Annotated in this window: 18 protein-coding genes and 1 pseudogene; 2 read left to right on the forward strand and 17 right to left on the reverse strand. The window is 44.7% G+C overall.

Annotated features, from left to right (window positions below):
* Positions 1 to 232: 232 nt before the first annotated feature.
* The 4 genes and pseudogenes from GOM71_RS21485 to GOM71_RS25210 all read right to left on the reverse strand — a co-directional run.
* On the reverse strand, positions 233 to 1,810 hold the full coding sequence (locus GOM71_RS21485; protein ID WP_156284815.1) for a response regulator transcription factor: 1,578 nt from the start codon (positions 1,808 to 1,810) through the stop codon (positions 233 to 235).
* Complete coding sequence (locus GOM71_RS21490; RefSeq protein WP_156284817.1) at positions 1,803 to 3,611, reverse strand: sensor histidine kinase; 1,809 nt, start codon at positions 3,609 to 3,611, stop codon at positions 1,803 to 1,805. The genes GOM71_RS21485 and GOM71_RS21490 overlap by 8 nt, the downstream gene beginning before the upstream one ends.
* 277 nt (positions 3,612 to 3,888) lie before the next feature.
* Positions 3,889 to 5,166 (reverse strand): alpha-L-fucosidase, encoded by a 1,278-nt coding sequence (locus GOM71_RS21495; protein WP_253944969.1) that lies wholly within the window; start codon positions 5,164 to 5,166, stop codon positions 3,889 to 3,891.
* 79 nt (positions 5,167 to 5,245) lie between these two features.
* Positions 5,246 to 5,377, reverse strand: a pseudogene (locus GOM71_RS25210) (DUF5696 domain-containing protein); the annotation flags it as partial.
* A 487-nt stretch (positions 5,378 to 5,864) separates the two neighbouring features.
* Between GOM71_RS25210 and GOM71_RS21505 the strand changes: the two are divergent.
* A complete protein-coding gene (locus GOM71_RS21505; protein ID WP_367649743.1) occupies positions 5,865 to 6,725 on the forward strand; it encodes a helix-turn-helix domain-containing protein in 861 nt (286 codons plus the stop codon).
* A 302-nt stretch (positions 6,726 to 7,027) separates the two neighbouring features.
* On the opposite strand, the gene GOM71_RS21510 is transcribed toward GOM71_RS21505, so the two are convergent.
* From GOM71_RS21510 to GOM71_RS21530, 5 genes are all read right to left on the reverse strand, one after another.
* Positions 7,028 to 7,252, reverse strand: a complete 225-nt coding sequence (locus GOM71_RS21510) for a hypothetical protein (protein WP_156284825.1) — start codon at positions 7,250 to 7,252, stop codon at positions 7,028 to 7,030.
* A 111-nt stretch (positions 7,253 to 7,363) separates the two neighbouring features.
* Entirely contained in the window at positions 7,364 to 7,579 is a 216-nt protein-coding gene (locus GOM71_RS21515) for a hypothetical protein (RefSeq protein WP_156284827.1), read from the reverse strand.
* Complete coding sequence (locus tag GOM71_RS21520; RefSeq protein WP_156284829.1) at positions 7,576 to 8,679, reverse strand: GerAB/ArcD/ProY family transporter; 1,104 nt, start codon at positions 8,677 to 8,679, stop codon at positions 7,576 to 7,578. Before GOM71_RS21520 ends, GOM71_RS21515 begins: the two co-directional genes overlap by 4 nt.
* An 8-nt stretch (positions 8,680 to 8,687) precedes the next feature.
* Positions 8,688 to 9,860 (reverse strand): Ger(x)C family spore germination protein, encoded by a 1,173-nt coding sequence (locus GOM71_RS21525; RefSeq protein WP_156284831.1) that lies wholly within the window; start codon positions 9,858 to 9,860, stop codon positions 8,688 to 8,690.
* Between the two features lie 36 nt (positions 9,861 to 9,896).
* A complete protein-coding gene (locus GOM71_RS21530; protein ID WP_156284833.1) occupies positions 9,897 to 11,477 on the reverse strand; it encodes a spore germination protein in 1,581 nt (526 codons plus the stop codon).
* Between the two features lie 238 nt (positions 11,478 to 11,715).
* On the opposite strand from GOM71_RS21530, the gene GOM71_RS21535 reads away from it, so the two are divergent.
* A complete protein-coding gene (locus tag GOM71_RS21535; RefSeq protein WP_156284835.1) occupies positions 11,716 to 12,858 on the forward strand; it encodes a family 8 glycosyl hydrolase in 1,143 nt (380 codons plus the stop codon).
* Between the two features lie 145 nt (positions 12,859 to 13,003).
* Here the strand turns inward: GOM71_RS21535 and GOM71_RS21540 are convergent, their stop codons facing one another.
* The 8 genes from GOM71_RS21540 to GOM71_RS21575 all read right to left on the reverse strand — a co-directional run bounded on the left by GOM71_RS21540 (position 13,004) and on the right by GOM71_RS21575 (position 21,294).
* On the reverse strand, positions 13,004 to 13,723 hold the full coding sequence (locus tag GOM71_RS21540; protein ID WP_156284837.1) for a hypothetical protein: 720 nt from the start codon (positions 13,721 to 13,723) through the stop codon (positions 13,004 to 13,006).
* The gene (locus tag GOM71_RS21545) at positions 13,720 to 14,577 is read right to left on the reverse strand and encodes an ATP-binding cassette domain-containing protein (RefSeq protein WP_156284844.1); all 858 of its coding nucleotides are present in this window, start codon (positions 14,575 to 14,577) and stop codon (positions 13,720 to 13,722) included. Before GOM71_RS21545 ends, GOM71_RS21540 begins: the two co-directional genes overlap by 4 nt.
* Positions 14,578 to 14,635: 58 nt before the next feature.
* The gene (locus GOM71_RS21550; protein ID WP_156284846.1) at positions 14,636 to 15,394 is read right to left on the reverse strand and encodes an ABC transporter permease; all 759 of its coding nucleotides are present in this window, start codon (positions 15,392 to 15,394) and stop codon (positions 14,636 to 14,638) included.
* A complete protein-coding gene (locus tag GOM71_RS21555) occupies positions 15,391 to 16,140 on the reverse strand; it encodes an ABC transporter permease (protein WP_156284848.1) in 750 nt (249 codons plus the stop codon). Before GOM71_RS21555 ends, GOM71_RS21550 begins: the two co-directional genes overlap by 4 nt.
* On the reverse strand, positions 16,137 to 16,850 hold the full coding sequence (locus GOM71_RS21560; protein ID WP_156284850.1) for an ABC transporter ATP-binding protein: 714 nt from the start codon (positions 16,848 to 16,850) through the stop codon (positions 16,137 to 16,139). Before GOM71_RS21560 ends, GOM71_RS21555 begins: the two co-directional genes overlap by 4 nt.
* Before the next feature lie 92 nt (positions 16,851 to 16,942).
* The gene (locus tag GOM71_RS21565; protein WP_156284852.1) at positions 16,943 to 17,947 is read right to left on the reverse strand and encodes a HAMP domain-containing sensor histidine kinase; all 1,005 of its coding nucleotides are present in this window, start codon (positions 17,945 to 17,947) and stop codon (positions 16,943 to 16,945) included.
* A complete protein-coding gene (locus tag GOM71_RS21570) occupies positions 17,944 to 18,621 on the reverse strand; it encodes a response regulator transcription factor (protein WP_156284854.1) in 678 nt (225 codons plus the stop codon). Before GOM71_RS21570 ends, GOM71_RS21565 begins: the two co-directional genes overlap by 4 nt.
* A 243-nt stretch (positions 18,622 to 18,864) precedes the next feature.
* Positions 18,865 to 21,294: a glycoside hydrolase family 31 protein gene (locus GOM71_RS21575; RefSeq protein ID WP_156284856.1), complete on the reverse strand. Its 2,430-nt coding sequence runs from the start codon at positions 21,292 to 21,294 to the stop codon at positions 18,865 to 18,867.
* Positions 21,295 to 21,304 lie beyond the last annotated feature (10 nt).

Raw genomic sequence — 21,304 nt, forward strand, 5'->3', positions numbered from 1 at the left:
GTCAGCGTTCGTTTTTGTGAAGGGATTCCCACTTTACCTCGTTGATTCAAAGGAATCCCTGAGCAATGGCGATCGGAAGAACATTTAAATGTGCAGTTTGCTGTTTTACCCAAATAAAACAGGGGGGGTATCCCATCGTCATTTAAATGACTTATGGGACACCCCCGATTTATAATTCCCGCTTGTCACACGCTTTGATCGAGATTCCGGTTTTTTCCTTTATGAAAAAAAACTATGATGTTTCCAATGAAACTGCCTCAGCCTTGGGAGGAGCTCCTTTGATCGAAGAGGGGGAAGCTCCTACATATTTCTTGAATTTGCTATGGAAATAATCCACATTGGGATAACCTACGAGCTCCGAAACCTCGTAGACCTTGTGTCCTTCCTTAAGAAGCCGGCTCGCTTGCTGAATACGGACCTTGTCCAAGAAGGTATGGAACGAGTCTCCCGTATGCTGCTTGAACATTCTGCCCAAATATCCTTTGTTGTAATTGTACATACCAGCCATCGTCTCCAGCTTTAGATTTTCATAATAATGCCGCTGGACAAAATCCATCACTTGCTTGACCACTGGCAGACTGCCGTTCACCCCCAGCCTTCCCGCCAGTTCGGCGAGCTGGGAACAAGCGGCGTTCATCGCCCTATCGTAGTGGGTGTGCTGATTAAACTCAGCAAGCAGAGGCGCATAGTCCTGGATATTGACGCTCTGATGGAGAGTTGACAATTTGCTTAGCGCAACGGACAACACTTTGGTCAGGCCATACTTGATCGCGGTTTCGGAAGAATCGTAAGCCGCAAGCGCCATTCCCGCTTCCTCAAGCGTCTCCGCCACCCCTTCGCGCCTGCCGAGATCCAGCATATAGAACAGCTTAGTTGCAAGCGCCTCCAAATTCGGCGGAGCATGACTGTTTGGCTCGGTCGAAGAATGGCTCAAGTCTGGTTCCGTCACTATGTGGATCTGCCCTTCGGCAAGCAGGAAACGGTTTTTCAACAATCCCAAGGCACCCTCGTACGATTGACGGATATCCGCAAGGTCATAGACAATTCGTCCAGCGGCGGCAGTGAAGGACTGTTGAGACCCACAGGAGTCTTTCAGAAGCCGGGTCCATTCGCTTTTGGTGTCGGGCCGATTCAGAGCTTCCTTCGACAGGAATCCGATATACGGGCCGGTCTGAAACCCATACCCGAGGCCCTCTTCCTCCGCGGCTTCCAGCCATTTCTTCTTGACGTATTCCAGATACGCAGGTCCTGCGTGAGAGTTGTCCTCCGCCTCAACCAACAGAATCTGCTTGGATTTCCCTGCAAAGCTGGTTAAGGGTACCAGTTCACTTTCAAGCTCCTGAGCGTCTGCCGGATCAGCTGCGATCAACTTGAGGATAAGTTCCTCCCGCAGCGCGTCGGCATGGAATTCGGATAATTTTGCGCGACCTGACAACTGCTCCAGTTTGGCTCTGATGCGCAGCAGTTCCTCCCTTAGCTCCTCTACATCGATCGGTTTGAGCACATAGCCGCTCACATCCATCTCGATGGCTTGCTTGGCGTAGGCAAAGTCGGCGTATCCGCTCAGGATAAGAAATTGACAATCCCTATCCGTCTTGCGAATTTCGCGGATCGCTTGAAGACCATCCATGCGCGGCATCCGGATATCGATGACGATCAGTTCAGGAGAAAGCTCCTGATGGAGGGCAATCGCTTTTCTTCCGTTCGAGACGTCTCCCACCACGCAGAAGCCAAGCGCTCCCCAATCGACAATTTTCAAAAGCCCCTGTCGAATTGCCGGTTCGTCATCGACCACTAGTACTTTATACATGCAAATTCCCTCCCAACGGTATGGAAAATGTTATGCGCGTACCGGATCCCGGCGGGCATTCCAGCTTTAGCCCGAATCCTTCTCCGTAAGTCAGAATAAGACGCTGATGCACGTTGCGGAGTCCTATCCGATACTCCTCGGCATCTTCCATGTCCTGAAATGAATGCTCAATTTCCCGCAATTTGTTTTCCGGTATGCCGCACCCATTATCCTCTACCGTAATCACTACCCGATCCGACTCCACGCGAGTATCAATAATTACAATGCCCCTTTCTTCAACCTCCTCCAGCCCGTGCACCACAGCATTTTCTACTAGAGGTTGAATAATGAGCGGCGGAATCTCCACTCTCTTTGCCGAATGATCCAGATGGAGCTTGTAGGTCAAACGTTCGTCGTCGAAACGGAATTTCTGAAGTTCCAAATAGCAGTGCACAACTTCAAGCTCTTCCTTTAGCGTGATCTTGCGGTCACCGATTTCAATGCTGCGCCTCATCAATTTCCCCAAGTGATGCACGACATTGGAAATCTCAGTATCTCCCTTCACAAACGCTTTCATTCGGATGGACTCCAGCGCATTGAACAGAAAGTGCGGGTTCATTTGGCTCGCCATCATCTTCAGCTTAATGTCGCGCTGCCGCAGCTCCAGCAAGTTTTTCTGCACTTGGGTCTCTCTCACTTCTTCCATCAAGCTCCGGATGCTGGCAAGCATATGGTTGAACTGTCTGGATAACGCACCAATCTCATCGTTTCCATCCACATCCGACTTCACGTTCAGATTGCCTATGGAAACTTTGTTCAGTACCTTATTAAGCAGAAGCAGTCTGCGGGACAAAAAGGAGGAGGTGAAGTAGATTAGAACGATCGCAATAGACAAACTGGCCACAATGATGGTGAATCCCAGCCTGCTGACCCGGTTCGCGTCGCTCACGATGCTGTCGATCGTAAAGACAGAAACGACTTTGAGCCCGTTCCGGCTATATGGCGGAACCACCTCCTCCACCACAATCTTCGATATCTTCCCCTCATAATTAAACTCGTAAGCGCCAGCCGGTTTATCGCTTAGATCCTTTGCGAAATCCATGCTGTCGATATTCCTGCCGACCCACTGCGGGTATTTGGCAGCGACAATTAAGCCCTTAGAATCGAAAATCATCGTATCGAACGGTTCCTGGCTTAGAATTCTATTGAGTTCATCCTGATCCAAATCAATGACCAGCACTCCGTAGGAACGGTACAGCGGAAAATCAATTCTGCGAACAAGGCTGAGATAAGGCCGATTTTCCTTCGTCTCGTCAGGGATATAATACCAACTGATAGGCGAACTGGATTTGTCCAACACCTCCTGATACCATTCCGAGTTTTTGACTGACTCATCTGCGCTTAGAAAGTCCCAGTTGCTAATCTCCATCGGCGGATCTGTATAGAAGCGGATGTTATGAATTTCCTTGTATAGCTGCACGTAATCCTGGAAATAGCGAAAATCCCAATATGCTGTAACTATGTCGAATGGGGTCTCATAGCGGGAATTGACCAAATTGGATAACCTGTCGTCGACTTGCAATTTGTTCGATATTTCAATCGGCATCCGAAGAATGTCCGTTACATGCTTCTTGATCTTATCCACGTTGTTCATGGTTTGCTGTGTAGCCTGATCTAATACATTCTGGCGGTAGGAAGCCGTCAAGATTATACCCACGAGAAGAACTGGAATGAACACCACTACCACGATGGAAATGATCATTTTGTTCTTGAGTCGGATATTGTTCGTTTTCCTAACTGCGGCGAGGATCTTGCTTCCCATTCTAGGTCTCCTTTCGAATGCTTGAGTAAATCCTTGGCGGCGCTTACAACACGAATCTTACGAATGAGACAAAACTATAATCCCTGTCAAAATTATACCTTATAAATACTCTATTAAAAATAATATATCAATTGCCAACGTTTGGTCGTCCACGATCATAAGTCCATCCGCAAGCCCTTACTTTCTAGAATAACGATTTTTAGTATGTTTTTTTGTACGTTTTTGGTTGTATGATCAGAATTTGTACGCGGTTACTCGATGACTCATAACATGCACTTTATTCTTGAATTTCCAGCTTGATCACGGTATCGAGCGGTTCCCATTTCTCCTTCGGAACTCGAATACCAATCCCCTGCTCGTTCTGCACGAAAGGAATCTCGCTGCCGTCGAGCAACCGGCAGCGCGCGATTCGCTGTTCAAGCGGCAGCAACCCGATGTTTTCGAATGCCTGCATATCTTGCACATGTAAATAAAGATCATTTCCTCTCCGGGTCATCCCGTAGACATGATCGACCGGATGGATCGGCCCCGCTGTCGTCCCGTAGATAGCTTCGCCGTTCTTCCGCATAAACGCGCCGATTTGCTTGAGTCGTTCGACTTGGCTAGAGGGGATCTCCCCGTCCGGATTCGGAGCAACGTTCAGCAGCACATTGCCGCCGCGGACGAAACAGTCAATCATAATCTTGATGATCTCTTCCAGCGGCATTACCTGTTCTTGCGGATCATAGGACCAATGTGTGCCGATGGAAAAACATTTCTCCCAGTCGAGCGGAAGGATGTGCCCGGTGATGGCATGCGTGCCTTCGTCGCATTGAAAATCGCCGATCCATCCGGACCGCGGATTGATCACGCATGCCGGCTGATTGCGCCGAACCATCCCATTCAGCTCCACCGGCTCCCAGAACCAAGCCGCATCGGCATCCGTTCCGGTATGCGCCAGCCAGCCCCCATCATACCATAGAATATCGATTGGCCCGTACCGGGTGGTTAGCTCCTCTATCTGAGCGTAGCATTGCTTCTTCATCAGCGCCGCATTATCGGCAAGCTCCACGGGCTTGAAGTAGCCCGGAAACCGCCAATCCATTGGCGAATAATACAAGCCGACGCGCAGTCCCGCGTCCCTGAAGGCGTCCGTATATTCTTTCACGAAATCGCGATTGGCCGCTGCATGCATGCTGTCAAAGCTTCCATAGCTGCCGGGACTGTCCCACAGCGCAAATCCATCGTGGTGGCGGGTGACCATAACGGAATAGCGCATGCCAGCTTCCTGAGCAAGTTGCGCCATTCGCTCCGGGTTCCAATGCAACGGGTTAAACCTCTCAGCCAGCTTCGAGTATTCGTCAGCGGGAATCTTCTCGTTGAACATGGCCCATTCGCCGCGTCCCAGAATCGAATAAAGTCCCCAGTGGAAAAACAGACCGAGCTTCGCATCGCGCCACCATTGCATATCCTCTTCCCTCAGCTTTAGCTCAGGCGCTTTAACGCCGTCCAGGCTTTTGAGCTGGATGCTGCTCTTCAACATAGACGCAAGCTCTGCGCCGCTTAGTTCTTTCATTCCCAAGTCATTACGCCCCCTAGTATTGGATTGCTTGCCGAATCCATTGCGGCAAGCGGTATGACAAATGACCAAATCCACCTTTTCCATATTCCAGACACTTCAATATATACTGGTTCATATCGGTAAACGTCGACAGATTGTAAGGCATGCCCGTATAGTCGATATATCCGCGAACGACCATTTGATAGAATGGAATTTCTTCGTCTTCATGAACTTGTAATGTAACCGCTGTCACTTTGATGTAATGTGAATAATACGATTAAAGTCGAACCAACTACGCCATTCCGATCCTATCACCTCCTGGCCGCTTCAACTTCATAGGACGAATTCTACATCGTGTCTCTCCTTGCTCCTGTTTAGATCGTATTGCAAAAAATCAACGCACACCTTCATTTTACAGACATCTGTATAGCATTATTTAGTCAAGATCCTGTTATCCAGTTATCCTGAATCCGTGATATCAAATAGCCATATCTGTAAATGCAAATCTGAACCGGAAGTTTTAAATAGCGATTTTTAATATGGTTTTTAGTACATTTTTGGTTGTATGATCAGCAATTTCACACGGTTAAAATAAAAATGTCACCGCTTACAACTATCACGAAAAAAAGGGGTGTTGTTGGATGTCAAACGGGCGAGGAAGTACTATGGAATCGATCTGCATGAACAAGTTGCCGTCAATTAACAGTGATATCATCGATAACGTTTATTTGAACTGGTTTACCAATGACGAGCAATTTCCGTTTTTTATTCAATATGGCGGGCACGAAGAGGATACGATTCTTCATAAACATAATGACTTCACCGAACTCGTTATTGTATTGAATGGGAACGCTACGCATATCGTCAATTCTGAAACTTATTTTATTAAGAAGGGGAACGTATTTGTCCTTAATGGCTCTGCCTCCCATGCCTTCAAAAACCCTCATGATTTTAAAATTTGCAATATTATGTATCGGCCCGAGATACTTCGGAGCGCCGGTCCGGATTTAAGCACCTCCAACGGCTTTCAGGCACTTTTTGTTTTGGAGCCGTTTTATCGCAATATTCATTCTTTTCAAAGCGGACTTAGTTTGCCGATTCCAAGCATGGAACACGTCGCATCGATTATCTCCGACATGATCAACGAATATAACGATAAGCAGCAGGGCTATCAGACGATGCTTATTTCCCAATTCATGGAACTCGTCATCTATTTGTCCAGACAGTATGACAATCAGGAAAATGGCACGGATAGCAATCTGATGCATTTGGCGAATGCGATCTCCTACATTGAAGATAATTATCTCGAGCCTCTTACTCTGGAGGAAATCGCGGACAGATCCAAAATTTCGGTTCGGCATCTGAATCGGATTTTTCAATCTTATTACCAAACGACTCCTATTTCATACCTTCAACAACTTCGTTTGGAGCGAGCGCGTATGTTGTTAAGGCAAAGCGGACTCCCCATCACGAAAATTTCATACGAATGCGGGTTTAACGACAGCAATTATTTCACTCGTAAGTTTTCCAAAGCCTATGGGCTTTCCCCCAAGGCCTTTAGACTAAGTCAGTGATTTTTTTATATTAGGTTTATGTTACAAATTACATGAGGCGCCTCCTTGAAATGTTGTCAATAAAACATATTCCGGGGCGCCTATTTAGGCCCAACTGGAATATTAAGTTTAAATGCAAGTTCAAAAAGTCCAGTTTTCAGTACCGAGAAGATCGGATGAAGCTAGGAAATGAGGAGCGGAGCGTAGTGGAAGCTACGCGAGCACTGGACGTTTCGGCTGAATTGATATTCGATGTCGAGTAGGCTCCCTGATACGCTTTGTGATCAAAAGTCCTTCACTGCTGTTCCAAGTTCACTGCAGTTTTACCCGCCGCTTCCTATTTCCTGAAGCAATAACTCTTCTTTATCGATCTCAATCGCAGCTTCCGCACCGCCATTAACAGGAAGTAAGGCATAGTCCGTATCCAGTATTTCACCCGTCATTCGGGAGCGGATACGCAAGCTGTTTTCACCCCATTCTTCAATTTGCAAGGTTTTTCCGTTATTCTCAAAGATCAGCTTCCCATGTTCGACAGTAAAAAGATCCATGCTTATCTCCTTCCAAAAACCGTAAATGATTAGGTCAACTCTAGCACTGGATGACCAGCTTGCCCAACTACATTAAGGTTTCCTGCCGATTTTAAAGCTGCGAATTTTGAGTTAATAGTTTAAATGCAGCAGATCCTTAATCAAATATTCGATACCAATCATAGGACTGGGTATTTTGACACCGATGATTTGCAAAAATGCCAGTAAAAACGCCGATAGGAAGAATAGCGAAAAGACGGAAAGCTCACGGAAATATTTCTTCCTAATAAGGCTGGGGACTTCAAAACATGCTGCACCTATAAAAAAAAGGATCAACAAAAGGATCATTTGTTTTCTCCCCCATGTTTTTGCGGCAATTTGCGTATCTTGGCGATTAATAAGGTAAGGACAGGAATCGGTAAATACAGAAAAGCGTGACTGGGCCAGATAGTTGCACCCATGATAGCCGGTTCTGAAACGTGATCAAAGAGCAGCACAGTAAAGCTTACACTTATTATGCCAATGGGTAGTACCAGGGGGCGATATGATCTAAGTCGAAATAGTTGGGCAATGCCCAGAACCGATGCATATAAAGTGACGCAAACCTTGATAAATACCGTTATTAACAGGACGACCGCAACCAGCATTTCCATTCTTGTTATAATTTTTGCTATGTCAATAAGGCGCACTGCCTCTAGTGCAGGGGAGACCATAACAGTAGCTAAAACGCCAAGTGCGGCAATATCCGTTACGGTAATGATCAATAATGTAGCCGCTCCGAAAATCAATCCCAGAAAAACAGAGCTTTTCGCCTGCTTGATCTTGTTCAAATAAGGGATGATCATGAGAAAAACAACCAACTCGCCATAGGGGATCGCCATCATAATATGGGTCCCCTGAATAAACTCCTTCATAGAAAGTTCAAAAACCGGCAGGAAATTGTTGAATTCCATTTCTTTATATAATAAAAGGGATGTAACAGCAACGACGATAAAAGTAATGACTACAGTGATAGCACTAATCCGGGAGATCACTTCGATTCCGCCTCGAACGGCCCAGATACAGACTGAAACGAACATAATCAGAATGACAGTCAAAGGGGTTTCCGGATACATGTAAGTCAGAAAAAATTCGCCGATAAACCCTAAATTATGTGCGATTAGCTGAAAAGGAAACAAGATGTAAATCGCCGAAATTAACTTGCCGAGGAAGGATCCGTAAACGATATCCATGATTTGCACCAGATTTTTGCCGGGGAATTTTTGCGCAAGGGATACATTGACCCATATGAGCGGTAAAATGAGCGCGAAACCCGATAAAACAACGAGCCAAGTATCATGTTTGGCTATCGCGTAAGTAAAAGCTACCAGCAAGGAAGAACCCTGAACAAAAGCTGCTGTCATAAACATTAATTGTGAACTGGATATGACGCCCTTTTCAATCCTCATAAGGAACCCTACTCCTTTGCCGGTACTGGCGGTTTCATTGTCCAGCCCGCCCTGCGTATTTTTGCATCTATTGTCAATACCAATTCAATATCCGGAAAAACTTTATCCCACTTGCTTTCAAGCCTAATCCATTGCTTTGGATATTTTCGATGCACCGCATCGCCAAACCCGAAAATATCGGCACGAAGTTTCCTCGCTTTGTTGACGGCAGCCATGACTTCACTGCGGATCGCATCGGCTTTACTTTGTTCAAGTGCCGCAATTTTTTCCGGCGTCGATAAATTTTCAGGGCACAACTGGCTGCCCAAAATGCCTTCTTCATTTAGCTGAATCTTCATAATGATCTTATTACCCTTTATTTCAGGTACTATTTTACTGTCGGCCCGGATTATATTAAGGCTGGCTTTTCCTCCGCCGCCGGGACAATCCATTTCAATGATCCCTCTTTTCACCTCACCGATAACCCATAAAAGGCCGCGGGTTTCGGTTTTGTTCAATTGACCGGCCAGTTTGTCCTTTTTGAAAACAGCGGTACCCGAAATGAGAACCGTTCGTTTCTTTCCTTTCCCCGAAACCTCAATAAAAGGGGCGATCGGCGACGTGGTCTTGCTCATCAAGCGGGTCGAAAATTGTTTCAGATTGACCACGCTTGATTGGGATGCCTCAACCTGAGTTTCAATCAAATCGGCAATGTCCAGTGCCGGCATTTTTTCCAATTGGGGTTGAATTTCCAAGATTTCATCCGCTCTTCCTTGTGCGACAAGGATCCAAACGTTGAGACGGTTTTGATGTTGCTGCATAAAAAAATCAATCTGCTTTTGCATCCCTTCCTGAGCGATATTTCTGCTGAAGATAACAATTTGATTATGGGCGAAATATAATTTGCGGGGCGCCTTGTGATCCGTTCCCTGTACGGCGCTGTACACGGTATCACCAGTGCTTTTGAGATTCCAGTAGCTCCTATCGCCACCGCCGCCACCTGTCCCGCCTTCTTTTTTTTCCGTCGGTTTGAAAATTTGAGCGGTGAACTGTACATCCCCGCTGTGTTCTTGTTTATCCAATCCTACAGCCATCACAACGGAGAGTTCATCCACCTCTGTGCGGTTCCAGCAGCCGGTTGTACTTAAAATCAGAGACGAGCAAACCACTATTTTTATAAGTAGGCCGATGCGGTGTATCATGGATTGCACCCCGAATTCCAAAATATAATGTATTGTCTATCCTTCCGTTCCATCCCCGTCTTCCGCATGCGGGGCGGTATCCAATCGGAATTCCTGCCGCTCGGGATCGTGCAGCGCTATCGTTCTGGGGCGGGTAAGCATGGCCCAAATAGGGGCCCGGATAAAAGTATCTTTCAGATCACGAACGCTAAGCGGAGCTACGGGCGACAAATAAGGCGTTCCAAAAGACCTTAAAGATGCAAGATGGATAACAACTCCTAATAGTCCTATGGCAATGCCGAACCCGCCCATGAAACCGGCCAAAACCAGAAAAATATAACGCAGGATAACCTGTGAGTCGGTTTGGGCCGGAACCACGAAGCTGGAAACAGCCGTCAATGCAACCACGATAACCATAGGCGCGCCGATAAGACCGGCTGATACAGCAGCCTCGCCGATAACTAAGGCGCCAACAATGCTGATCGCCGATCCCACGGGCCGTGGCAACCGAACCCCGGCTTCCCGGAGTATCTCAAATGCGACCAGCATCACGAGGGCTTCCAGCACAGCAGGAAAAGGAATCCCTTCACGCGAGGAAGCAAGCGTAAATAGCAGTGGGGTGGGAATCAATTCCTGATGAAATGTCGTTAACGCCACATATACCGCCGGAGCCAGAGTGCTGATCCCATAAGCTAAAAATCTCATCATTCTGATCAAGGATGCAAAATAGGGGCGGGAATAGTAATCTTCCGCACTTTGGAAGCTTTCAATAAGAACCATCGGAACGGTAAGTACGAAAGGCGTGCCGTCGACCATAATGGCGGCCCGTCCTTCCAGTAATTTTGCGGCAATGACGTCGGGCTTTTCACTATTGGCTATTGTAGAGAAAATGGAATAAGGAGCATCTTCTATAAATTGTTCGATATAGCCTGATTCCATAATGCCATCAGTATCAATTCTGTTTAAACGGCGTCTGATTTCTTCAATAAGCCGGGGATTTGCCAGATCTTTTAAATAAATGATACAAACGTCGGTTTTGGTTCTTCTGCCGAGCTTCATCGGTTCTATCTTTAAATCAGGGTTTTTGATTTTACGCCGCAGCAGAGCTGTATTGACTCTGAGGGTTTCGGAAAATCCTTCTCGGGGACCACGGACGACTGATTCGGTGCTTGGTTCTTCTACGCCGCGCGAATCCCAGCCTTTCGTGTTAAGAATCAAAGCTTCATTCAAACCATGGATCAACAAAACTGTATCTCCGGATAAGCATCCGTCAACCACATCGCTAATGGAGGAAACCTGTTCCACGCCTCCTACAGAGACCATACTTTTCCTGATTGTATCAATGCTAACAACCTCTTCAGTACCAGGGATGCCATACATCAACGGTTTGATTAAGCTTTCGTTAATCAATAGCTTATCCGACATACCTTCCACGTATAAAATAGCACCGCTTATTTGTCGATTCCGGCCCATATTAAATTCTCGGATAACAATATCATTGCTTGTGCCGAATATTTCCTTTAACCGATCCAAATTAATGGTGAGTTCGTGCGAGAGGCTGGTTGATGATCCTAATTTGCCTTTTTTATCTAAGCTTCGGGTTTGTTGAAAAAATATTTTTTTGATCAATCGGATCATCACATTCCTCCAAATGCTAATATTCCATAATATATACATTATTTCCATGTGGGTTAAAACTAATCAAAATCGAGAAATGGGACGGATCCATTAAACCTGATTGGCGGGACCTTATCGGCTTCAGCAGGCTGCTGACAACACAAATATCCCTAGCGTCGCGTCACACAAAGATCGGACTGAAACGCTATCAAATATGCTATAATTTTAGCAAAGTTATAAGAATGGAGGATTCTCTTATATGTCGGTTTTAAAACAAGGCGCTTTTTATACAGGTAAATACAGGAACCTGTTCAAGGAGATAGGCTATTCCGAAGAAGAGGTCGAAGCAAAACTTGAAAAGGCATGGTCTGAATTGTTTGACGAGGATTCGGATATGCGGATCTATTACCCCATGGGGGATGATAAAGGATATATACTCGATACCGGCAATTTAGACGTCCGAACCGAAGGTATGTCATACGGAATGATGATGGCCGTTCAAATGAATAAAAAAGAGATGTTTGACCGGCTCTGGAATTTTTCCAATACATACATGCAGCATTCAGAAGGCCGATACAAAGATTACTTTGCTTGGCATTGCAAACCTGACGGCACCCGCATTTCCCAAGGCCCAGCTCCAGACGGGGAAGAATTTTTTGCAATGGCTTTATTCTTTGCCTCCAACCGTTGGGGCGATGGGCCTGAGCCTTATAATTATGCCGAACAAGCGAAAAAGATTTTGCGAGCATGCGTGCATCAAGGCGAAAATGGCTTAGGGGACCCGATGTGGGATCCGGCTACAAAATTGATTAAATTCATTCCGGAATCTCCTTTCAGCGATCCGTCCTATCATCTGCCTCATTTTTATGATTTGTTTGCGCTACAAGCAGACGATAAGGATCGGCCTTTTTGGAAAGAAGCCGCTGAGGCAAGCCGCGCTTACCTGCACAAAGCCTGTCATCCAGAAACTGGCCTCTCGCCCGAATATGCGGAATACGACGGAACGCCGGCGAAACCTCAGCCTCATGGCGATTTCGGCCATTTCTTCAGTGACGCTTACCGTGTGGCAGCCAATATCGGGTTGGATTGGGAATGGTTCCGTAGGGATCCGTGGCAAATTGGGCAATCGAACCGCCTTCAAGCGTTTTTCCGCGGAATCGATGTTGCCGACTACCGCAGATATACGATTGACGGTAAACCGTTCGAGGAACCCGCGCTTCATCCTATCGGTCTTCTGGCGACGAACGCTATGGCTTCGCTGGCCGCAGACGGCCCAGACGCGCAGCATTTCGTCCGTCTCTTTTGGGAAACGCCGCTTCGCAGCGGCGAGCGCCGATATTATGATAATTGTCTCTATTTCTTCAGCCTGCTAGCATTAAGCGGCAACTTCCGTATCTACTAAGGCTATACACTTTAGTTTTTGCAGCAAATATGAAGAGGCAAAATCCCCTTTCACTGCTTCCGGGAATTTTGCCTCTTTATTCGTAAATACAATTTCATCGGCAGTAATAACGACTAATAAAACTCAACAAAATGTACATTCTTTCTTAAGAATGAGATGAATCCAGCTTTCGTTTATGAAGCATGAACAGAAATAACGCAGCAATAATCACACCATATAGTAGCGATGCTCCAATTGCAGCTAGTTTACTAGAAAGCGTCGCAGCATCATAATCAAGCAGCACGTTTATTGTGCTATGTAATGGAGGCAGCAGAAGAATCGCGTTTTCTAAGCCTTCAGGCAACATATTCTCAATTCCCTCTACGGAAATCGTAACGACAACGACAACACTTAACAATAAGAAAGACATGACTCGGGATCGGATAAATTTAGAACTGAACCAACAAGCTAGTGCGACACCTAACCAGGATGAGGAGACATGATAAATAAAGGACATGCACAGCTCTTCAAAGCTGGCACTTCTATCAAATTTTTGAAATAATGCAGGAAAAATCACTGCATATAACGCCAACGGGACGGAAAATAGCCAGCTATATAACAATTTAGAAATATACAGTTTAAGTAAACTTCCACTGTGCAACATCGTTACAGATTCCTGATTCGCCGTTTCAATATCTATGACCGTATAACAGATAACCGCAGAAATAATAAATAAAAATGTAGTTGAGAACGCATAGCTTTCCATCACGGGATTTGGAACTACACTATACACAAATATGATACCTAGAACAAAGACAAATGTAGGCGGGCCATACCGATAAGAACGCATGTAGCAAGTATGTAGAAAGGACACCAGTGCAGTCATTCATTCAGCTCCTTTCTTGACAGGCTGTTAATCTCTCCACCTTTGTGTATAAATTCGATTAAAAAGTCACGATAATCTTTCTTCATAATGGTGAACAGGAGATATCCATTATCGTATGTTTTCCAAGTAACGTCAGAAAATAAGCCTGAAAGACGATCTAGAGTCTCCTGGTCTACTGAACCTTCCAATTCGAAATAAGCAGTCGAATGATCTATTGAATGATCTGCATTATCCAACACTATTCGCCCTTGCCTGATCCAGTATGTCCTACACTCCAATTGACGTGCTAGCAACGGATCATGAACAGCCGCAAGTATTGAAGTTCCTTGCGATTGTATTCTCTTCAATGCGCTAAGTAAATGCCCTATAGATTCTTTATCTAATCCTGAAAACGGTTCATCCAGCACGAGTACATCTGGCGTCTTAATCATGGCTTGCATTAGGTTCGTTTTTTGCAACATTCCTTTAGAAAAATGAGTCATTTTCAACGTATTACTCTGTTCAAGACTAAAAAAATCGTGCAATTCACGAATGCGATTTTTTAGATCATTTTTCGGGATACCAGATATTCTCCCCATGTGTGTCAGGTACTCCGTAGACGTCATCCTTAGTTTCGAGAGTCGGTCAGGCGTGTAGCCAATAACTAAATCAGAATGCTTCAGTAGCCTTTCACCCGAACTTATTGGAATTAGCCCGCTTACAATTCGAAGCATCGTACTTTTTCCGGAACCATTGTTCCCCCTTATAATTATACAATCTCCTTTTTTAATCGTAAGAGAGACATCTGTTAACACATCTCTATTTCCATATTTTTTTGAAACTTCTTTAAGTGTTAATAATGCCTCCGTTGTCATTTGCGCACCACCTTAAAAAAATCACTACCGTTATATTTGGAATTGATGAAACCTAAACTTAGGCATCTCGTTTACGGTAAAATACAATAGCTACTGTAATAAAGATCAGTGTCCATAACATTGAAATGCCTGTCCCTTGCATGGGTGTAAGAACATTTATTTCATCAGAGGAAGGCAGCATGTACATATAATATCCTGCCGTATCCGGAAAATAATTTTTAATACTAGGCAGAACATCTCTCGACATTGGACTGACAATGAAATAATAACCAAGCAGTACCACTAACGCAGGAGTGGTTCGTCTTAATAAAGCGCCTATAGCTGCACTGAGAAGTGTGGTTAATGTTAGATAGGCTGTTGCCCCTACTAATGTTTTTATCATTGTGTCGGTTTCAAGCCCTACTGCTGTGTCTCTCATCATAATAAAAGTATATAGTACACCTGATGCAGCAATAATAAAAGCCGCGGGAACGGTTATCATTGCTATTGCCAAATACTTGATGGATAGTTGAAACCCACGCCAAGGCATCGTAGTTAAAGTCGTTCGAATCTGTCCTCCATTATACTCCGAACAAGTAGCTACGACACCAAGAATAACGAACCCTGCTTGAAGATATCCCATAGAAGCAAGCCCTATATTCAGTATACTTTGTATCCCTGCTGCACCTTGTAGACCAATCGAAGCAAAAGCCTTGGCTAAAACTAAATTAAGAATGAAGGTGCCCATAACTGTGAGCCATGTCAATGGTAATGTTACTAATTTGTAGAGTTCAGCTCCAAGGATTAGTCTTATCTTTTTACTAGAATGGACACTCATGACGCAACGTCCCTTCTATGGAATACAATAGCTGCAGCAATGAAAAGAACGACTACCCAGGCAAACATGATTAAACCACCTGTGACTGGGGTGTGAAAGCTGTCGCTCATGCTCATAAACATATCCATGCCAGCCCTGTCTGGCAAGTATAACGCCAACTTTGTAACCTTGGAAAGCAGGAAACTAAAGGATACAAAGGATGTATTGATGATGAGCACAGCAAGCGGAATAATGCCATTTTTAGTTAGAACAGTAATCCCAAATGCTAAAAGAGCAGTGAATGTCCAGTAACAAACTGCACCGATAAGTTTAGACCATTCAAATGCAGGGGCATATTCACCAAGAATAAGATGCGTTGCTGGCACAGTTGTCATAATAGCAACCACACAAAGCAGTATGCTGATTACGGTCACAGCGCCTGCTTTTGCCAGCAACAAATGAAGCCTTGATGAAACAGCAGTTAAACTTGTTGCAATCTGTTGTCCTCCGCCAGATTCACTGCTCTCTGTCAAATACTCACTGCTGACAGCAAGCACACCCAGAATAATGACACCTTGCACACCAAGACCTAATCCAATATAGCCAACTTCCGATAGCCGTGTGCTGACTCCAGCAATAATCTCCTCTTTTTGTGCGATACAGTCCAAGGCAGCAATGACCGCTGGGGCAAATGCTCCAATAACAAAGGCAAGCCAAATGCCCGGCAGGGAGAACAATTTAGATAGTTCCGCGTTGAATGCTCTCATACAACATCACCTGTTTTGTCAGATGTCAGGGCAAAAAAGGCGTTCTCCAGCGTGGAATGGGTACCTATTACTTCATCCAATGTTCCATCTGCAACGATTTTTCCATCCTTAATAATCACCACATCATCAACAGTCTCTGCAAGCTCTCCAATTAGATGACTCGATAATAGCACCGTGTTTCCAGCGTCAGCACGTTCACGTAAAAAGGTCCGAATCCAACGAATTCCTTCTGGGTCAAGCCCATTTACGGGTTCATCTAAAACCAATATGTTGGGATCACCCAGCAGTGCAGCCGCCATGCCAAGTCTCTTCCCCATACCAAGCGAATAATTCCCGACTCTTTTGTCAGCTGCATGAGTAAGACCAGCTATTTTCAGAACTTCCTCGACACGTGAACTAGACAATCCTGCGGCATGAGCAATCCAACGTAAATGGGCCCGTCCTGTTCGTCTACGATGAGCTCCGGATCCATCCAGTGCGGCACCTATTGTTGATAGAGGATTATGTAATTCTGCGAATGGCTTTCCATTAATTAGTGCACTCCCTGAAGTGGGGCGATCTAATCCAAGCAGGATGCGTAGTGTAGAACTTTTACCTGCCCCATTTGGACCTAAAAAACCAGTAACTCTACCCGGTTTAGCTTTAAAACTGACACCTGATAATATTTCTTGCGTTCCGCGATATTTGACTAAGTTATTAATTGTAAGCAACCATAACACTCCCTTTCTGTTATGGTTCCAATTATAAAGAAGCAAAGTTACATCACAGCTATCATGTGGTTTAATTCTGGATTACCTTTAGGTTAAGCTCTGCCAACAGCTACTGTTGTGCCATTTTCATTTGATATAAAGTCCGCTTTCAGATTCATTTTTTTCAACATATAATCGCAAGTCGATAAACCAATCCCCGACCCACTCTTATAGGAAGAGTTATCCAAGCCTGGACCTCTGTCTGCAACAATGATCTGTTCTTTCTCTACATCAACCACAATGTTTGCATATTTCCCCTCTGCTGCATGGCGAATGATATTCTGCAATAAATTATCCAGGACGCGTGTCATCCAGGTAGGATCTGCTTCCCAATAAAAAGTCTCGTCTGCCGGTAAATCAACATCAAGCTGAATTTCTTTTTCTTCAAATACAGGATACCACGCAGCAGCAGATGCCCTTACTAAACGTCCAATATCTGTTGAAACGGGCCCAAAAGGATGTTTTTCTGATGTAAGCAATGTATAGGTAAGCAAATCATCCATTAGATCTCCGACTCTTGTAATCGTATGGTTGATTTCTGTTAACGAGTCTTGTCCTTCTAAACTCAAGGGTTCTTTATTTAATCTGGTAACATGTCCTCTCAAAATGGTAAGCGGCGTTCGCAAATCGTGAGATAAATTCGCAATGAGCCGATGTCGCAGTAATTCCTCTTCATATTCTCGCTTGCGGCTGTCTTCAAGCTGCTGAATCATCCAATTAAAAGAGCTTCCTAACTGGTCTATTTCATCCATACGATCACTTTGAACCGATATTGGTTTAGGAAAATTTTCAGCTGAGAATGACATGACTTCCTGCAAGCGGGCGAGACGTTTTTGAAATTTCAAGAAGAACAGCCAAGATAATATAACAAATGCGGCAAAAATAAAACCAAACAAGAGCACGGTAACGTAAAATAGATATAACGTATTCATATCTTTTTCATTGCTGTCAGAAAACTCAACAAACGCACCGAAGAAAATAAGCACAATAGGAGGGAAGAAGATAAATAGAAAATGTACTTTTAGAAAACGACGAAATAAGGATCTATTCTGTTTCATAGTTTTACCCGATAGCCTATTCCCTTCAACGTTTCAATAATCTCCGGGGAATCTGGATGACGTTCCAGCTTTTGACGCAGTCGATGGATATGCACCATTAATGTTTTATCACCCGTTAAATAGGCTTCTTCCCAAATCGCTTCATAAATTTGTTCTTTTGGCAAAACCTGGTTAGGGTGCCGTAAGAAGTACATTAAGATTTGATGCTGCCTCCCGGTCAATATAATTTCTTCTCCTGTGCGTTTGTCAAATATCATTTGGCCTTCTGGATCTACTTCAATCTGATTTCCTAATGAAATGCGTTCGGAATGTGTTCCACCCCTTCGACGGATTAATACTTCTAATCTTGCAACCAATTCATCCGTATGGAATGGTTTCATTAAATAGTCATCGGCAAATTGTAAGCCTTCTACCTTGTCCGCTATAGATGTTCGAGCAGATAAGAGCAAAATAGGAACAGCAGGAGCTGCCTTTTTTAATCGTTTTCCCACCGTAAATCCGTCTAACCCGGGTAACATGATATCCAAAATAACGATTTCATGCTGATTTACTTCTTGTTCGGCTCCTTCGCCGGAAAGCAGCCACTGAACTGAAAATCCTCGCAGTTCCAATTCTTCCTTTACCCAGCTGCCTATTTTCTCATTATCTTCAATATATAATACATTTCTTTTCATTTAACATCCCTCTCTCTAATACCATTACATGTAAATATTCTCCAAATTATAACCCTTATCCTTCTTCAGTAACAGGCATATTGGCCTGCAAAAGACTAATTCAGAATTTGTAAAAAGAAAGAGCCGAGCAAATGCTCGACTCAACGATTAATAACGAATGCGGTTTCCAGTCAGTCTTCAACCATTTTGAAACGACTTAGATTACTCAAACAAATTAACATTAATAAGTATTTCCTCCAAAAGTTAAAATGCCAGTTCTACACAGCTGCCCATATAATCAATTTCTTTCGTCATTGCAATCCGTTTAGCTGAGGCATCAGACTCATAAAGCATAATAATCAGCTTACGCTGTTCTTTCATGCCTGGATAGGAGCCCCTTCTGTTGCCAACCTCGAACACTCTTCTATTGTCGTCCCAATGCATAGGTATAAGGGCAAAGTTTCCATCTTCATAGCTGTAATTGTCACCCTCGTCTTCATAGTAGTCGAAAGATCCGTTCTGGCCTGCGTATACCCTAATATAAAGATGGTCGCTGGATTGTTCCTCTACATGTTGAATGTCATCAGCCATCGGCAGAATAGACCCCGAGCGGACATATAAAGGAATGCGTTCCAAAGGTGCATCAGCTGTAAACGACTGACCGCCCTCATGCGCACGATTATCCCAGAAATCAAACCAAATGGAGCCTTCCGGCAAATAGACGTTTCTTATCTTCTCAGCACCGTGAATAGGCTTCGATTCACTTCCATAATACATTGGACTCGTTATCGGATTGACAAGCAGCGCAGGTCCAAACATAAACTGATCATCCACGTTATATGTCTTAGGATCATGACGAAAATCGAAAGGCAGTGCGCGCATAAGCGTATAATCGTCACGATAAACCTTTGAAGCCACGGAATAGATATAGGGAAGCAATCGATATCTGAGTCTCAGGAAGGCAACAAGCGTCTCATAAAAGATATCGCCCGGCTCACCAAAACGCCATATTTCGCGCGGCGTATCCGTACCGTGGGAGCGAAACATCGGCAGGAATGCTCCATACTGAAACCATCGCACATAGAGCTCTCGATACCCCTTATCCTCTACACCCTCATTGTAGTCTCCGTTCCAGAACCACTGTTCAGGCTTGTTCTGTACAAAAAACGCGCCAATATCAAGCGTCCAATATGGAGAACCCGTTGCGCAAAAATTAAGTCCATCAGCAATTTGCTTGCGTAGTGTATCCCAATTGGCGGATATATCTCCTGACCAGGTGATCGTTCCATATCGATGCTGGCCTGCATACGCGGAACGTGTCAGATTGACCACACGTTTACTTTCCGTAACCTTGCGCTGCCCTTCATAAATTCCGCGAGAATGAAGCAAAGAGTAAGCATTGATGACTGCCGGATCCAAGTAAAGCTTCGCTTCTTCCGTATTGATCCGCAATCTTTCCTCCGGCTCGGGCTTTACAGATCCTTTCCAATCGGCCTCGAATGGTTCTGTGCAATCACACCACCAAGCATCTATTCCGTAAGAGAACAGTCCCTCATATGCTTGCTTCCAGTAGAGTTCTCTCGCCTTTTCCTGGAATGCATCATAATTTGCGTAATTGCCCAACAATCCGCCATGCTCTGCCATTTCCTTATGATTGTCGCTATTTGGATTCATAATAGGCCAAATAGAAACCATTAATCGGCTATCCAGCTGATGCAAATCGTCCATCATTTTCTTTGGATCCGGAAATCGTTCCGGATCCAGTGTCTTCTGTCCCCAAAGCTCCCCGGTCCACGATTTCCAATCCAATACGATACAGTCAATAGGCAGTTGACGAGCTCTAAATTGTCGGACTGTATCCACTAATTCCTCTTGCGAGGTATAGCGTTCCTTCGACTGGATATAGCCAAATGTCCATTTTGGAAGCATTGGCGCCTTGCCTGTCAAGAAACGGATTCCTTGGACAACTTCATCTAGCTCCGGCCCGTAAATGAAGTAGTAGTCCATTTCATCATCCACATCGGTAGACAAGTAGGAACCACATGCATCATCATGGAAAGTCATCAGGGAGTAACTATCAATCAATATTCCGTAGCCTTGCGTGGAGACAACAACAGGAACAACCGCTTTCATATTCTGCTGATAGAGATACTGATGATGACCGCGCAAATTAAACATGCCTTCTTCATGCGATCCGAGACCGTACAGAGCTTCTCCGTCAGCCCAATCAAATTCGAGTTTGGTATGGTAAGCTTTCCGGTCAACAACCTTTTTGATATTGCTCGCACGAACTCGAAGCCCGTCTGCGCCTTGCCCTGCTTCCAATGTGGAGTTCTCGTCAAAAACGGATTTAATAACGTCAACCGGCGTCAACGTCTTTCCTCCGCGAGATGGCTCTTTCGTTAATAACCTGCCGTTGGATTCGTAATAGGTAAGGGCACATGTCCATTTATCGATCCGCACGACAAGCTCAGCCGTCAATAATTTAAGCGCATTATTCTCTTCCTCAAGCTTGAATGGAACCGCAAGATTCATGGGATGAACCAACATGAAACTTTCTTTATCGCTAAATTGGGATTCCAAGGTGTATCGTATTCGAACGACACGTTCCGAACATGGAGTAAGCAGCAGCTTTCCATCGTTTGTTTCAATTAGAAGTCCTTCTGGTCTCAATTCATAGTTAATGATTGGCATGTTATCCCCC

The sequence above is a fragment of the Paenibacillus sp. NEAU-GSW1 genome (assembly GCF_009737085.1).
Taxonomy (GTDB): domain Bacteria; phylum Bacillota; class Bacilli; order Paenibacillales; family Paenibacillaceae; genus Pristimantibacillus.

Bases quoted from the DNA above. Each gene is read 5' to 3' on its own strand.
- GOM71_RS21490 (WP_156284817.1), bottom strand. From the start codon at position 3,611: ATGGGAAGCAAGATCCTCGCCGCAGTTAGGAAAACGAACAATATCCGA.
- GOM71_RS21520 (WP_156284829.1), bottom strand. From the start codon at position 8,679: ATGAGGATTGAAAAGGGCGTCATATCCAGTTCACAATTAATGTTTATG.
- GOM71_RS21565 (WP_156284852.1), bottom strand. From the start codon at position 17,947: ATGAAACAGAATAGATCCTTATTTCGTCGTTTTCTAAAAGTACATTTT.
- GOM71_RS21495 (WP_253944969.1), bottom strand. From the start codon at position 5,166: ATGAAAGAACTAAGCGGCGCAGAGCTTGCGTCTATGTTGAAGAGCAGC.
- GOM71_RS21555 (WP_156284848.1), bottom strand. From the start codon at position 16,140: ATGAGAGCATTCAACGCGGAACTATCTAAATTGTTCTCCCTGCCGGGC.
- GOM71_RS21550 (WP_156284846.1), bottom strand. From the start codon at position 15,394: ATGAGTGTCCATTCTAGTAAAAAGATAAGACTAATCCTTGGAGCTGAA.
- GOM71_RS21570 (WP_156284854.1), bottom strand. From the start codon at position 18,621: ATGAAAAGAAATGTATTATATATTGAAGATAATGAGAAAATAGGCAGC.
- GOM71_RS21485 (WP_156284815.1), bottom strand. From the start codon at position 1,810: ATGTATAAAGTACTAGTGGTCGATGACGAACCGGCAATTCGACAGGGG.
- GOM71_RS21510 (WP_156284825.1), bottom strand. From the start codon at position 7,252: ATGGATCTTTTTACTGTCGAACATGGGAAGCTGATCTTTGAGAATAAC.
- GOM71_RS21540 (WP_156284837.1), bottom strand. From the start codon at position 13,723: ATGACTGCACTGGTGTCCTTTCTACATACTTGCTACATGCGTTCTTAT.
- GOM71_RS21530 (WP_156284833.1), bottom strand. From the start codon at position 11,477: ATGATCCGATTGATCAAAAAAATATTTTTTCAACAAACCCGAAGCTTA.
- GOM71_RS21515 (WP_156284827.1), bottom strand. From the start codon at position 7,579: ATGATCCTTTTGTTGATCCTTTTTTTTATAGGTGCAGCATGTTTTGAA.
- GOM71_RS21575 (WP_156284856.1), bottom strand. From the start codon at position 21,294: ATGCCAATCATTAACTATGAATTGAGACCAGAAGGACTTCTAATTGAA.
- GOM71_RS21525 (WP_156284831.1), bottom strand. From the start codon at position 9,860: ATGATACACCGCATCGGCCTACTTATAAAAATAGTGGTTTGCTCGTCT.
- GOM71_RS21535 (WP_156284835.1), top strand. From the start codon at position 11,716: ATGTCGGTTTTAAAACAAGGCGCTTTTTATACAGGTAAATACAGGAAC.
- GOM71_RS21545 (WP_156284844.1), bottom strand. From the start codon at position 14,577: ATGACAACGGAGGCATTATTAACACTTAAAGAAGTTTCAAAAAAATAT.